Consider the following 14,545-nt stretch of genomic DNA (forward strand, 5'->3'; position numbering starts at 1 on the left):
AGCCGTAAGGCGAAGTATAGGGGCTGACACCTGCCCGGTGCTGGAAGGTTAAGGAGAGGGGTTAGCGTAAGCGAAGCTCTGAACTGAAGCCCCAGTAAACGGCGGCCGTAACTATAACGGTCCTAAGGTAGCGAAATTCCTTGTCGGGTAAGTTCCGACCCGCACGAAAGGTGTAACGATTTGGGCACTGTCTCAACCAGAGACTCGGTGAAATTATAGTACCTGTGAAGATGCAGGTTACCCGCGACAGGACGGAAAGACCCCGTGGAGCTTTACTGTAGCCTGATATTGAATTTTGGTACAGTTTGTACAGGATAGGCGGGAGCCATTGAAACCGGAGCGCTAGCTTCGGTGGAGGCGCTGGTGGGATACCGCCCTGACTGTATTGAAATTCTAACCTACGGGTCTCATCGACCCGGGAGACAGTGTCAGGTGGGCAGTTTGACTGGGGCGGTCGCCTCCTAAAGTGTAACGGAGGCGCCCAAAGGTTCCCTCAGAATGGTTGGAAATCATTCGTAGAGTGCAAAGGCATAAGGGAGCTTGACTGCGAGACCTACAAGTCGAGCAGGGACGAAAGTCGGGCTTAGTGATCCGGTGGTTCCGCATGGAAGGGCCATCGCTCAACGGATAAAAGCTACCCCGGGGATAACAGGCTTATCTCCCCCAAGAGTCCACATCGACGGGGAGGTTTGGCACCTCGATGTCGGCTCATCGCATCCTGGGGCTGTAGTCGGTCCCAAGGGTTGGGCTGTTCGCCCATTAAAGCGGTACGCGAGCTGGGTTCAGAACGTCGTGAGACAGTTCGGTCCCTATCCGTCGTGGGCGCAGGAAATTTGAGAGGAGCTGTCCTTAGTACGAGAGGACCGGGATGGACGCACCGCTGGTGTACCAGTTGTTCTGCCAAGGGCATAGCTGGGTAGCTATGTGCGGAAGGGATAAGTGCTGAAAGCATCTAAGCATGAAGCCCCCCTCAAGATGAGATTTCCCATAGCGTAAGCTAGTAAGATCCCTGAAAGATGATCAGGTTGATAGGTTCGAGGTGGAAGCATGGTGACATGTGGAGCTGACGAATACTAATAGATCGAGGACTTAACCATATAATATGAAGCAAATGTTATCTAGTTTTGAAGGAATATACCTTCATAGTTTGGTGATGATGGCAGAGAGGTCACACCCGTTCCCATACCGAACACGGAAGTTAAGCTCTCTAGCGCCGATGGTAGTTGGGACCTTGTCCCTGTGAGAGTAGGACGTCGCCAAGCAAGATAAAAACACAAGTCTTTTGACTTGTGTTTTTTTGTTTTTAAACAGTACATGAAAGAAGTAAAGGGAATACATAAGTAATACAAACACGTTGCCCAAGAATAAATCATATTATATAAAAAATTGATGTATATTTTCCGGAAATTTGTTAAGGAATAGAGGTATATAATATGTTTATTTAAAAAGGGAGGAAAGATTATGAAATTACCAAGTGAAATTTGCATCGTTTGTGAGAAAAAAAGAGGGGAAGGAATATATGTATATAATAATTTAATATGTTACGAGTGCGAAAGAAATCTGGTGAATACTGAGACAACTGACCCGAAGTATATACATTATTTAAAACAACTGCGAAAATTAGAAGTATCATATTTTTAAATAGGCATTATGCCTATTATTTTTTTTGCCCTAATATCTGTATAATAGATACAGAATGAATAATAAGGAAGAGATATATATGAATCAAAATCGTATGCCTTTATATGAGGCGCTAATGGAATTTAAAGAAAGGCGACTACTATCTTTTCATGTTCCGGGTCATAAGAATGGTTTAAACTTCCCTCAGAAAGCTTCAGGGGGGTTTAAGGACATATTATCAATTGATGTAACAGAGTTAACAGGATTAGATGATTTACATAGCCCGTTTGAATGTATAGATGAAGCACAGCAATTATTAGCTGAAGTATATGGCGTGCACAAAAGTTATTTTTTAATTAATGGTTCAACAGTTGGGAATTTAGCAATGATTTTGTCTTGCTGCAGCGAACATGATATTGTCCTCGTACAAAGAAATTGTCATAAATCGATCATTAATGGTTTGAAATTAGCAGGGGCTAATCCGGTCTTTTTAAATCCATGGATTGATGAATTACATAACGTACCAGTAGGTGTTCATGATGAAATTATTAAGGAGGCAATTACAAAGTATCCAAATGCAAAAGCACTTATTTTAACACATCCTAATTACTATGGTATGGGAATTGATTTAGAGGCAAGTATCGCTTACGCACATGCACATAAAATTCCTGTTCTAGTAGATGAAGCCCATGGGGCGCATTTTTGTATAGGGGACCCCTTCCCGAAGTCAGCATTAGTTTATGGTGCGGATATTGTGGTTCATTCCGCACATAAAACATTACCTGCGATGACAATGGGATCTTATTTACATATAAATAGCCGTTTGGTGAGCGAAGAAAAAGTTTCCTCCTATTTAAGTATGCTACAATCTAGTAGCCCATCGTATCCAATTATGGCTTCTCTTGATATAGCACGTTTTGCAATAGCAGTTATAAAGGAAGAAGGTCATGATGAAATCGTTGAGTTTTTACGCCGATTTAAAGAAGGATTGCGATCTATCCCACAAATAGCTATTTTACAATATCCATCGCAAGATGAATTAAAAGTTACGGTGCAAACTCGCTGTCAGTTATCGGGGTATGAATTACAGTCTGTATTTGAAAAAGTCGGTATATATACGGAAATGGCAGATCCATATAACGTCCTATTTATATTACCGTTACAAGTAAATGAGGGTTATATGAAAGCTATAGAGATCATTCGATTAGCTATGCAGCAATATAAGGTAAAAGACAAGACAGCATCAATTCGTTATACTTATAAAGGGGAGATTTCCCCTTTACCGTATACGTATAAACAATTAGAGAGATATGAAACGAAGTTAGTATCTATAGAAGAAGCCGTTGGTATGATAGCTGCAGAAATGGTGATTCCGTATCCACCTGGAATTCCATTGATCATGTATGGAGAGAGAATTACTCAAGAACATACAAAGCAAATTACTCATTTAGAGAAAACAGGGGCTCGTTTTCAAGGTAGTACGAAATATATGAACGTGTATGATATAGAAAGTAGGTTTTAGGATGAAGGGATTATTTGTAACAATTGAAGGGCCAGAAGGTTCGGGTAAAACAACATTAATTAAAAGTTTATTACCATATTTTGAGCAAAAGGAACAAAAGGTAATGGCGACCAGAGAACCAGGTGGTATTGCAATTTCTGAAGATATTAGAACAATTTTACATAAAAAAGAGTATACGATGATGGAAGCACGTACAGAGGCGCTCTTATATGCTGCTGCACGTAGACAACATTTAGTGGAAAAAGTTATGCCAGCACTTGAGGAAAACTATCTTGTACTATGTGATCGTTTTATAGATAGTTCTTTAGCATATCAAGGATATGCAAGAGGCTTAGGTATGGATAAAGTATTTGAAATTAATCGTTTCGCAACGGAAGATTGTATGCCTAGTTTAACAATCTATTTAGATATTGAGCCAGAGGTAGGTTTAGCACGAATTGGAAAAGATGCAGGACGTGAAGTAAATCGACTAGATATGGAAGATATCTCTTTCCATAAACGTGTGCGTGAAGGGTATTTACAAGTTGTAGAGCGTTTCTCTAATCGCATTGTATTAGTAAATGCTGATCAACCAATGAAAAAACTTATAGAAGAAGTTGTTCAGATTATAGAAGATAAATTGTTATAATAGAAGGAAAGAATGAAATAAGTGAGGTATGCAGTATGATAAATACGTGGGAGCAGCTTTCTGCTATACAGCCCATCGGTGTCAAAATGTTGATGAATAGCATTGCAAAAGAGCGTATATCCCACGCTTACTTGTTAGAGGGAGGGAAAGGAACTGGGAAGTTCGCCACAGCAATTCAAATGGCAAAAAGTTTTCTCTGTTCACAAAGAAATGGTGTAGAGCCTTGTCATGTATGTACGAATTGTCGCCGAATTGATTCAGGTAACTACCCAAACTTACATATTGTAAAACCAGATGGATTATCTATTAAAAAACAGCAAATTCATGATTTACAAGAAGAGTTTTCAAAAACAGGATTAGAAGCAAATAAAAAAGTATATATTATTGAGCATGCAGATCGTATGACAGCAAATGCAGCGAATACGCTCTTAAAGTTTTTAGAAGAACCAAGTAGTGATACAACAGCTATTTTACTTACTGAACAAAGTCATCAGATTTTAAATACAATCTTATCTCGTTGTCAAGTTGTTACGTTTAGGCCGTTGCCTACAGAATCTTTAATTAAGAGGTTAGAGGAAGAAGGTATTACAGTCTCTTTATCTACACTTGCTGCGCAGCTTACAAATAGTTTTGAAGAAGCTTTATTAATGTGTAATGATGAATGGTTTGCACAAGCGAGAGCTTTAGTGATAAAATTATGTGAAGCGCTCGAAAAAGATAAGGCCTCTATTTTTTTTGTACAAGAAAAATGGGGGAAGCACTTTGGAGAGAAAGAACAATTACAGCAAGGCTTAGATATGTTACTCCTTATTTATAAGGATTTATTATATGTTCAACTTGGAGAAGAAGATCGTCTTGTTTTTCATGAGCAGAAAGAGATGTTTGAATCCTTTTCTTATGCTCAGAAGCGCATTGTATCAGCTCTCTTTAATATATTAGAGGCAAAAAATAGAATCAACGCTAATGTAAATGCGCAGCTTGTGTTCGAACAGTTAGTGTTGCGGTTGCAGGAGGGATGACCGTTTTGTATGATGTAGTAGGTGTTCGCTTTAAGAAGGCCGGAAAGGTATATTACTTTGATCCAAATCAGTTCGATATCTCAGAAAATGAGTTTGTAATTGTAGAAACGGTAAGAGGTATTGAGTACGGAAAAGTAGTTATTACCAAAAAGCAAGTTGATGAAAATGACGTTGTATTACCGCTAAAAAAAGTTATTCGTATTGCAAATGAAAATGATCGTACCATTGTTGAAGAGAATAGGCATGCTGCGAAAGAAGCATATCAAGTTTGTCAACAAAAGGTAGGAGAACATAATCTTGATATGAAGCTTGTAGATGTAGAGTATACGTTCGATCGTAATAAGATTATTTTTTACTTTACTGCGGATGGTCGGATTGATTTCCGGGAACTAGTGAAAGACTTAGCGGCAATTTTTAGGACAAGAATTGAGCTGAGACAGATCGGCGTTCGTGACGAAGCAAAAATGCTTGGTGGTATTGGTCCATGTGGTCGTATGCTTTGTTGTTCTACTTTTTTAGGAGATTTTGAACCTGTATCCATTAAAATGGCAAAAGATCAAAATTTATCATTAAATCCTGCAAAAATCTCTGGTTTATGTGGTCGCTTAATGTGTTGCTTAAAATATGAGAATGATGAATATGAGGCAGCAAAGGAACAACTTCCTGATTTAGATCAACGTATACAAACACCGCACGGTACTGGCCGTGTTATCGGATTAAATATTTTAGAAAGATTAATTCAAGTGGAACTAGTAGACAAGGAACGGATAGTAGAATATACGTTAGATGAATTAATGAATAAAGGGGTCGTTTCGAGTCAAACCACAGATTAATGAGGTGGGTGCTTGTGGAGAAAAAGGATATTTTTGCATCGGTTTCTAGTATGGAAGAGCAAATTGGACATTTATACAAACAGTTGGGAGAATTAAAACAACATCTTGCAGAATTATTGGAAGAAAACCAACATATAAAAATGGAAAATGAAAATTTGCGACATCGTTTTGAAGAAGTGCAGAACAAGGAAAAACAAAAAACTCAAAAACGCAAAGAAATGAAGGCGAAGACAGATATTGGTGAAGGCTACGATAATCTAGCGAGACTATATCAAGAAGGTTTTCATATTTGCAATCTACATTATGGAAGTGTACGTAAAGAGGGAGATTGTTTATTCTGTCTGTCATTTTTAAATAAAAAGTGAGATTACCTTTCCAATATAATTGGAAAGGTAATTTTTTATACATGAGAGTAGAATGAAATTTATTTTTACATTAATAGAAGATGAAATAGGGTAGGTTAAGTGTAAGAAAGGGAGCAATATATGAATTTATATGAAGATGAGCGTTTAGATTACTTATTAGCGCAAGATATGAAGATTGTACAAAGTCCATCAGTATTTAATTTTTCTTTGGATGCTGTTTTACTTGCAGATTTTGCTTGGGTGCCAATTCAAAAAGGTAATTTACTTGATTTGTGTACAGGTAATGCAGTTATCCCTCTTTTATTAAGTACAAGGACAAAAGGGAAAATTACAGGTGTAGAAATTCAAGAGCGCTTATATGATATGGGAATAAGAAGTGTTCAATACAATAATTTAGCAGAAAGAATTCATTTAATCCATGGAGATTTGAAAGATATGCCGGAGAAACTTGGACGTCATCAATATGATGTTGTAACATGTAATCCTCCTTATTTTCAAACACCACAAACTTCTGAGAAGAATATGAATGAACATTTAGCGATAGCTCGTCATGAAATTATGTGCACACTAGAAGATGTTGTATACGCAAGTAGTCAGCTAGTGAAACAGGGTGGGAAAGTAGCATTTGTACATCGTCCAGGTCGTTTGCTCGACATCGTCACATTAATGCGTAAATACAAAATTGAACCGAAACGTGTGCGATTTGTTTATCCTAAGGCTGGTAAAGAAGCGAATACATTGTTAATTGAAGGAATTAAGGATGGGAATGCAGATTTAAAAATCTTACCACCTCTTTTTGTATATGAAGAAAACAATGAATATACAAAGGAGCTTCGTTCAATTTTATATGGAGAAGAATAAGCATTGTTTTTATGTGGTGGAGTGTTCTGATGGAAGTTATTATGCTGGATACACAAATCATATAGAAAAACGGATTCAGACCCATAATAGTGGAAAAGGTGCTAGATATACACGCGCTAGACTTCCAGTTGTTTTAAAATATGTAGAGGATCACGAGGATAAACGAACGGCTATGCAAGCTGAGTATCACTTTAAGCAGTTAACGAGGAAAAAAAAAGAAGAATACATGCAAAAAGGAGAACGCTATGTGGCAGCAAAAAAGCTTTCAGCAAAATGAAAAGGGAGTTTTATATTTAGTACCGACTCCAATCGGAAATTTAGAGGATATGACATTTCGTGCAATCCGAATTTTAAAAGAGGCAGACATTATTGCAGCGGAAGATACAAGGCAAACGAAGAAACTTTGTAATTACTTTGAAATTGAAACACCAGTTATGAGTTATCATGAGCATAATAAAGGAGTAAGTGGACGGAAAATTTTAGATAAGTTAGAAGAAGGTAAGACTGTAGCCATTGTGAGCGATGCTGGTATGCCATGTATTTCAGATCCTGGTTATGATATCGTTGTAGAGGCTGTAGCAGAACAATATCATGTTATTCCGCTTCCTGGGGCAAATGCAGCCCTTACAGCATTGATTGCATCAGGACTTGAGACAAAACATTTTTATTTCTATGGTTTCCTGCAAAGAAATAAAAAGGGACGTAAGCTTGAATTAGAAAAACTACGCTATATTCCAACTACAATGATGTTTTATGAGGCGCCACATCGTTTAGATGATACTTTAATCTCTATGCAAGAAGTATTAGGAAATAGGGAAATCGTATTATGTCGTGAGCTAACGAAAAAATTTGAAGAGTTTATTCGTGGAACAATTGAAGAAGCGATTGAGTGGACGAAGCAAAATGAAGTTCGTGGTGAGTTTTGTATTTTAGTAGCAGGTTCAACAGAAGAACCTACTCCAGAAGAACAATGGTGGGAAGCTATTTCAGTATATAATCATATTGAACATTATATAAATGAAAAAGGTATGAATTCAAAAGAAGCGATAAAAATAGTCGCTAAAGACCGAGATTTGTCGAAACGCGACGTATATCAAATCTATCATGTGGATAAAAAATAAGCTTCTCATAATTGAGAAGCTTATTTTGCTGTTTCGATATAATCTTGAAGTTCGTTTAAGACTTGTTCAGCGCCTTCTTTACTTAAGATAATTTTACCTTCAGCTAAAGATAGGTTACCATCAGATACTTCACCAGTTACTTGGCAAGTCATGTTTGGTTTATATTTCTTTAAGATGATTTTTTCATCATCAACGTAGATTTCAAGAGCATCCTTTTCTGCAATACCTAAAGTACGGCGTAATTCGATTGGAATTACTACACGACCTAATTCATCAACTTTACGAACGATACCAGTAGATTTCATAATTCTTTTCCTCCTAAATAAATAGTTTATAAGTTTCGAGTCTATTTTTTGATTCGTCATTTTTCGACAAAATACCCTATGGACATATGATACCAATCATTTACATTTCCGTCAATTATTAAATTCTATATTTTTAAAAAAGATTTATAGATTTTTATACTTCTTATATATGATAGAATGTAAGTCATTTCTACAATTGTTTTGTATTATTTTTTGTAATGTTTATACTTTTCGGGAAATATATTGTATATTTTTTTGAATATGAGTAATAGATGATAAAGATATCGAGCATTAACTCGTTTTTATCCCGCTATTTGTGAGCAGTAAGACTCCCACTTCAAAATTTAGCCGGAGCAAAGAAGTTAAGTGGGAGATCAACTGCTCGTAAAAGCCCGATTGGTGTGGGCTAATAATCCATGGGGGATGAACCCTCTCCACGGATTAAAGTTTCACTTTATATATGAGTTTTTGATATACTGTTTATAAATACATATGAGGTTATTCGGGAGGTCCAAAACGATGAAAGAGGAAAATAAGTCCTTTTATATTACTACCCCAATTTATTATCCAAGTGGAAAGTTACACATTGGACATGCTTATACGACAGTAGCAGGAGATGCGATGGCACGATATAAGCGTATGCAAGGATACAATGTTCATTATTTAACAGGAACTGATGAGCATGGACAGAAGATCCAAAAGAAAGCAGAAGAACTAAATGTTACACCACAGGCATATGTGGATAACATTGTATCAGGGATTAAAGAACTTTGGGAGAAGATGGATATCTCTTATGATGATTTTATTCGTACAACTGAAGATCGTCATAAAGATGTTGTTGAGAAAATCTTCAAGCAGCTAGTAGATCAAGGCGATATTTATCTTGATGAATATGAAGGTTGGTATTCTGTACAAGATGAAACATTCTATACAGCGCATCAATTAGTAGATCCAATTATGGAAGGTGACAAAGTAGTTGGTGGAAAAAGCCCAGATAGTGGTCACGCTGTAGAACTTGTTCGCGAAGAGTCTTATTTCTTTAGAATGGGTAAATATGTAGACCGACTATTAAAGTTCTATGAAGATAACCCACATTTCATTCAGCCGGAGTCCCGTAAAAATGAAATGATTAATAACTTCATTAAACCAGGATTAGAAGATTTAGCTGTTTCTCGTACTTCATTTGACTGGGGAGTTCGTGTTCCAGGTAACCCAAAACACGTTATTTACGTATGGGTAGATGCGTTGTCTAATTACATTACTGCATTAGGATATGGAACAGAAAATGAAGAGAAGTATAAAAAATTCTGGCCAGCAGATGTCCATTTAGTTGGGAAAGAAATCGTTCGTTTCCACACAATTTATTGGCCAATTATTTTAATGGCTTTAGATTTACCACTTCCGAAGAAAGTCTTTGCTCATGGCTGGATTTTAATGAAGGATGGAAAAATGAGTAAGTCAAAAGGAAACGTAGTAGATCCAGTTACACTAATTGATCGTTACGGATTAGATGCATTGCGTTACTACTTACTTCGCGAAGTTCCATTTGGATCTGATGGAGTATTCACACCAGAAGGATTTGTTGAACGAATCAACTTTGATTTAGCGAATGATTTAGGTAACTTATTAAATCGTACAGTAGCTATGATTGATAAATACTTTAACGGGGAAATCCCTGCATTTAAAGCAAATGTAACTGAGTTCGATGAAACGTTAGTGACATTTGCCAAAGATACATTGAAAAAAGTAGAAGAGGCAATGGAGAATATGGAATTCTCTGTAGCGCTAAGTTCCATTTGGCAATTAGTTAGCCGTACGAACAAATATATTGATGAAACGCAACCGTGGGTATTAGCGAAGGATGAGAATGATCGCGAAAAACTTGCGTCTGTAATGGCCCACTTAGCTGAGGTACTTCGTCAAACAGGTATTATGCTTATGCCATTCCTAACAGTAGCACCAAGTAAGATGTTTGCTCAACTTGGACTTACTGAAGAGGCGCATAAATCTTGGGAAAGCCTATCTACAATTGGATGTATTCCAGCTGGAACAAAAGTAGAAAAAGGAAACCCAATCTTCCCTCGTTTGGAAATGGAAGTAGAAGTGGGGTATATTAAAGAACAAATGCAAGGTTCTGCTCCTAAAGTAGAAGAGAAAAAAGCAGAAGAACCAAAGGCAGAAGAAATTACAATTGATGATTTCTTTAAAGTAGAATTACGAGTAGCTGAAGTAATATCCGCTGAACCTGTGAAAAAAGCAGATAAGTTGTTAAAAATTCAGCTTGATTTAGGTACAGAGAAGCGCCAAGTGGTTTCTGGGATTGCTAAATTCTATTCCCCAGAAGAACTAAAAGGTAAAAAGGTTATTTGTGTAACGAATTTAAAACCTGTAAAATTACGTGGTGAATTATCACAAGGTATGATTTTAGCAGGTGAAGAGAATGGCGTATTGTCATTAGCATCAATTGACCATAATTTACCAAATGGTACAAAAATCAAGTAATTGAGACAAGAAAAGAGATGTTTCACGTGTAACATTGGTGAAGCGTCTTTTTTCTTTTTACATTCCGTTTTTTGCATTAAAATTGAAGTATTGTTATCGTTAAGTTAGAAAGAGTGTAGTTTTTCTATGAGAGAATTGATTTCAATATAAAAGGAGTTATTTATTATGTTGTTTGATACACATTCACATTTAAATGCAGAGCAATTTGAAGAAGATTTACAAGAAGTTATCGCGAGAATGAAAGAAGCGGGAGTTACATATACAGTTGTTGTTGGATTTGATGAAGTAACGATAAAGAAAGCAATTGAATTAGCAGAGGCTTATGATTTTATTTACGCTGCAGTTGGATGGCATCCTGTTGATGCAATCGATATGAAAGAAGAACATTTAGCTTGGTTAGAAGAATTAGCGGCTCATCCTAAAGTAGTTGCAATTGGGGAAATGGGATTAGATTATCACTGGGATAAGTCTCCAAAAGAAATACAGAAGGAAGTATTCCGTAAACAAATTGCATTAGCGAAAAAGGTGAAATTACCGATTATTATACATAACCGCGATGCAACTCAAGATATTGTTGATATCCTAGAGGAAGAGAATGCAGCTGAAGTAGGGGGCATTATGCATTGCTTTAGCGGTAGTGTAGAAGTAGCACAGCGATGTGTCGATATGAACTTTTTAATTTCATTAGGTGGGCCAGTAACATTTAAAAATGCCAAGAAACCGAAAGAAGTTGCTATGGAGATTCCGTTAGAAAAATTATTGATAGAGACAGATTGCCCGTATTTAACACCACACCCATTTCGAGGGAAACGAAATGAACCTAGTTATGTAAAACTGGTAGCAGAAGAAATTGCGAATTTAAAAGGAATTTCTTATGACGAAGTAGCGCAAGTAACAACAAAGAATGCCAAATCCTTATTTGGTGTTGAATAAAAAAGAATGGGGAGTCCCATTCTTTTTTTGTTTTTTGAGAAGAGAGATAGTAGAAGTGATAAGAACCCACTATTTACTCATAACATAAGTGTAGAAATATTGCGGATAAATTAAGATGGAGATAGAAGTGTTACAATAAGGATAGTGAACAAAGATTTTTCTCTTCTACTTTTTAAAATGTACGATTGGGAAAATAATAATGGAAAAGTCGTCATTTTTTTGTTTTACTAAGTAGAGATGAAAAGAGTGTGGAGGCAAGCATGAAAATTAAAGAGATTATCGTTGTAGAAGGTAAAGATGATACAGTTGCGATTAAACGTGCTGTTGATGCGGATACAATCGAAACGAACGGTTCAGCAATCGGTGATCACGTTATTGAGCAAGTTAAATTAGCGCAGCAAAAACGAGGCGTTATTATTTTCACAGATCCGGATTATCCTGGAGAGCGTATTCGAAAAATTATTTCTGACAAGGTTCCTGGATGTAAGCATGCTTTTTTAACGAAGGAAGAAGCACTTGCTAAAAGGAAAAAAGGTGTTGGAATCGAACATGCTTCTAATGAGTCGATTCGCCGTGCTTTAGAGAATATACATGAAGAAATGGAAGCTTACACAAGTGAAATTAGTTGGAGTGATCTAGTCGATGCGGGCTTAGTGGGCGGAGAAATGGCAAAGAGTCGCAGAGAAAGAGTGGGTAAGCTATTAAAGATTGGTTATACAAACGCAAAACAGTTACATAAACGTTTACAAATGTTTCAGGTTTCAAAGGAATCATTTGCAGAAGCTTATAAGCAAGTAATACAGGAGGAAAAAAAATGAAGGATATCGCAACACCAAATCGTACGAAAGACATTGTTGAAAAGTATGGATTTTCATTCAAAAAAAGTTTAGGACAAAATTTTTTAATTGATACGAATGTATTAAATCGTATCGTTGATCACGCAGAAATCGGTTCAGAAAGTGGCGCAATTGAAATTGGACCAGGTATTGGTGCGTTAACAGAGCAATTGGCGAAGCGTGCTAAAAAAGTAGTGGCTTTTGAAATTGATCAGAGATTATTACCAATTTTAGACGAGACGTTAGCTCCATATAGCAACGTTACAGTTATAAATAAAGATGTACTAAAAGCAGATGTACATGAAGTGTTTAGTGAACAATTTGAAGAAGGACAAGATGTAATGGTAGTAGCTAACTTACCATACTATATTACAACGCCAATTTTATTTAAATTGCTTGAAGAAAAATTACCGGTTCGTGGATTTGTTGTTATGATGCAAAAAGAAGTTGGGGATCGTTTAGCTGCTAAACCAGGAACGAAAGAGTATGGTTCTTTATCAATTGCCATTCAGTATTATACAGAGGTAGAAACAGTTATGACTGTACCGCGTACAGTGTTTGTGCCACAACCAAATGTTGATTCTGCGATTATCCGTCTTCTAAAGCGTCCTAAACCAGTTGTAGAAGTGACAGATGAAACTTTCTTCTTTGAAGTAGTACGAGCGAGTTTCGCACAGCGTCGTAAAACTTTAATGAATAATTTATCAAATAATTTAAATGGTTTCCCGAAAGATAAAGAGCTGTTGGATCGAATTTTGACAGAAGTAGGAATTGATCCGAAGCGAAGAGGCGAAACGCTATCTATCGAAGAGTTTGCAACATTAAGTAATGCATTAATTCTTCATAAATTGTCATAAGAATATGAAAGGGACAGTTCAACTTGAGCTGTCCCTTTTGTCACCTTTCCTTTCCTAAATTCATACTTTAAAAACAGGTAAGATGGCCTAACGAGTTTGGAGTTTGGAGGTAGGAGAATGGATTTACATGTTGGAGAATTAGTTGAACGATATTCTCATAATAGGGATATTCTTTTTCGTATTATAGAAATAAAAGGCGATATGGCAATATTATTTGGAGAGGAAATTAGACTTGTGGCGGATGCACCACTTGCAGATTTAGTTAGTATAGATCAACGAGAACATAAAAATAGAGTGAAGCGTGAAAAAGAAACGATGGAGCGTACTTACCGGTTGTTTCAGCAAGATTACGTGTTGATGAAAAAAAGACATGAACATAATTCAACTGGTGGATATACAAGTGAAGTGAATTATTTTCAAATGCCAGGACGTGTATTGCATATAGATGGAGATCCTTTATATTTGCGCAAGTGCTTAGATTTATATAATAAAATAGGCGTTCCTGTTCAAGGTATTCATTGTAAAGAAACGGAGATGCATGAAAAGATAGTAGACTTAATAGATCATTTTCGCCCAGACATTTTAGTTATTACAGGACATGATGCATATACAAAGTCAAAAGGAGTTATGGGAGATTTAGCAGCATATAGACATTCTAGACATTTTGTACAGGCCGTTCGAGAAGTGCGGAAAAAGTATCCATCGTTAGATCAACTCGTTATTTTTGCTGGGGCTTGTCAATCACACTTTGAGGCGTTGATTCGGGCAGGTGCTAATTTTGCTAGTTCACCGTCTAGAATTAATATTCATGCTCTAGATCCTGTATATGTAGTTGGCAAAATTAGTTTCACTTCATTTATGGAAAGAGTAAATGTATGGGACGTTGTGCGTAATACAATTACTGGCGAAAAGGGACTAGGCGGAATTGAAACAAGAGGGATTTTACGAACAGGATTGCCCTTTCAACATTATGACGAATGAGCAAGGTACATACGTATCTTGCTTTTTTATGTGGAAATGATTTAAATGAGTCTGGATAAAAAGCGGCAAGAACGTGCAGACTATACAATGATACTTTTAGAATATAGTATTTCTTCTATCTATTTGAACGCATGATGCTTTTATAATGATATTGTCTGTGAA

At 36.6% G+C, this 14,545-nt stretch carries 15 protein-coding genes and 2 rRNA genes (1 of these 17 only partly in view); 16 read left to right on the forward strand and 1 reads right to left on the reverse strand.

The genetic code is table 11. The features are described from left to right. The 11 genes from NSS97_RS00165 to rsmI all read left to right on the forward strand — a co-directional run. A 23S ribosomal RNA gene (locus NSS97_RS00165) occupies positions 1 to 1,097 on the forward strand (it extends 1,825 nt beyond the left edge of the window). 49 nt (positions 1,098 to 1,146) lie between these two features. Continuing rightward, a 5S ribosomal RNA gene (gene rrf / locus NSS97_RS00170) occupies positions 1,147 to 1,262 on the forward strand. A gap of 199 nt (positions 1,263 to 1,461) precedes the next feature. After that, positions 1,462 to 1,641, forward strand: a complete 180-nt coding sequence (locus tag NSS97_RS00175; RefSeq protein WP_341111187.1) for a sigma factor G inhibitor Gin — start codon at positions 1,462 to 1,464, stop codon at positions 1,639 to 1,641. 79 nt (positions 1,642 to 1,720) lie between these two features. After that, a complete protein-coding gene (locus NSS97_RS00180; protein WP_044444389.1) occupies positions 1,721 to 3,142 on the forward strand; it encodes an aminotransferase class I/II-fold pyridoxal phosphate-dependent enzyme in 1,422 nt (473 codons plus the stop codon). A gap of 1 nt (position 3,143) precedes the next feature. After that, entirely contained in the window at positions 3,144 to 3,770 is a 627-nt protein-coding gene (gene tmk, locus NSS97_RS00185) for a dTMP kinase (RefSeq protein WP_002130202.1), read from the forward strand. 35 nt (positions 3,771 to 3,805) lie between these two features. Further along, entirely contained in the window at positions 3,806 to 4,789 is a 984-nt protein-coding gene (gene holB, locus NSS97_RS00190; protein WP_002009636.1) for a DNA polymerase III subunit delta', read from the forward strand. Positions 4,790 to 4,794: 5 nt separating this feature from the next. Then, the gene (locus NSS97_RS00195) at positions 4,795 to 5,622 is read left to right on the forward strand and encodes a PSP1 domain-containing protein (RefSeq protein WP_002009637.1); all 828 of its coding nucleotides are present in this window, start codon (positions 4,795 to 4,797) and stop codon (positions 5,620 to 5,622) included. Between the two features lie 14 nt (positions 5,623 to 5,636). Continuing rightward, complete coding sequence (yabA, locus tag NSS97_RS00200) at positions 5,637 to 5,987, forward strand: DNA replication initiation control protein YabA (protein WP_002009639.1); 351 nt, start codon at positions 5,637 to 5,639, stop codon at positions 5,985 to 5,987. Positions 5,988 to 6,107: 120 nt separating this feature from the next. Beyond that, the gene (locus NSS97_RS00205) at positions 6,108 to 6,848 is read left to right on the forward strand and encodes a tRNA1(Val) (adenine(37)-N6)-methyltransferase (RefSeq protein ID WP_002029328.1); all 741 of its coding nucleotides are present in this window, start codon (positions 6,108 to 6,110) and stop codon (positions 6,846 to 6,848) included. Beyond that, positions 6,835 to 7,125, forward strand: a complete 291-nt coding sequence (locus tag NSS97_RS00210; RefSeq protein WP_002130207.1) for a GIY-YIG nuclease family protein — start codon at positions 6,835 to 6,837, stop codon at positions 7,123 to 7,125. Before NSS97_RS00205 ends, NSS97_RS00210 begins: the two co-directional genes overlap by 14 nt. Next, on the forward strand, positions 7,094 to 7,969 hold the full coding sequence (gene rsmI / locus NSS97_RS00215; protein ID WP_002130208.1) for a 16S rRNA (cytidine(1402)-2'-O)-methyltransferase: 876 nt from the start codon (positions 7,094 to 7,096) through the stop codon (positions 7,967 to 7,969). The genes NSS97_RS00210 and rsmI overlap by 32 nt, the downstream gene beginning before the upstream one ends. Positions 7,970 to 7,989: 20 nt before the next feature. On the opposite strand, the gene NSS97_RS00220 is transcribed toward rsmI, so the two are convergent. Next, entirely contained in the window at positions 7,990 to 8,274 is a 285-nt protein-coding gene (locus tag NSS97_RS00220; protein ID WP_000843037.1) for an AbrB/MazE/SpoVT family DNA-binding domain-containing protein, read from the reverse strand. Between the two features lie 519 nt (positions 8,275 to 8,793). Between NSS97_RS00220 and metG the strand changes: the two genes are divergently transcribed. The 5 genes from metG (at position 8,794) to yabG (ending at position 14,383) form a co-directional block, all read left to right on the forward strand. Further along, entirely contained in the window at positions 8,794 to 10,776 is a 1,983-nt protein-coding gene (metG, locus tag NSS97_RS00225; protein WP_002009643.1) for a methionine--tRNA ligase, read from the forward strand. Positions 10,777 to 10,941: 165 nt separating this feature from the next. Then, positions 10,942 to 11,709 (forward strand): TatD family hydrolase, encoded by a 768-nt coding sequence (locus NSS97_RS00230; protein WP_002009645.1) that lies wholly within the window; start codon positions 10,942 to 10,944, stop codon positions 11,707 to 11,709. 260 nt (positions 11,710 to 11,969) lie between these two features. After that, positions 11,970 to 12,527, forward strand: coding sequence for a ribonuclease M5 (rnmV, locus tag NSS97_RS00235; RefSeq protein WP_002029323.1), 558 nt, complete (start codon positions 11,970 to 11,972; stop codon positions 12,525 to 12,527). Then, entirely contained in the window at positions 12,524 to 13,402 is an 879-nt protein-coding gene (gene rsmA, locus NSS97_RS00240; protein WP_002091590.1) for a 16S rRNA (adenine(1518)-N(6)/adenine(1519)-N(6))-dimethyltransferase RsmA, read from the forward strand. Before rnmV ends, rsmA begins: the two co-directional genes overlap by 4 nt. A gap of 117 nt (positions 13,403 to 13,519) precedes the next feature. Next, positions 13,520 to 14,383: a sporulation peptidase YabG gene (yabG, locus tag NSS97_RS00245; RefSeq protein ID WP_044444390.1), complete on the forward strand. Its 864-nt coding sequence runs from the start codon at positions 13,520 to 13,522 to the stop codon at positions 14,381 to 14,383. Positions 14,384 to 14,545 lie beyond the last annotated feature (162 nt).

It is taken from the genome of Bacillus sp. FSL R12-0074, from assembly GCF_038005725.1.
In the GTDB taxonomy this organism is placed as follows: Bacteria; Bacillota; Bacilli; order Bacillales; family Bacillaceae_G; genus Bacillus_A; species Bacillus_A mycoides.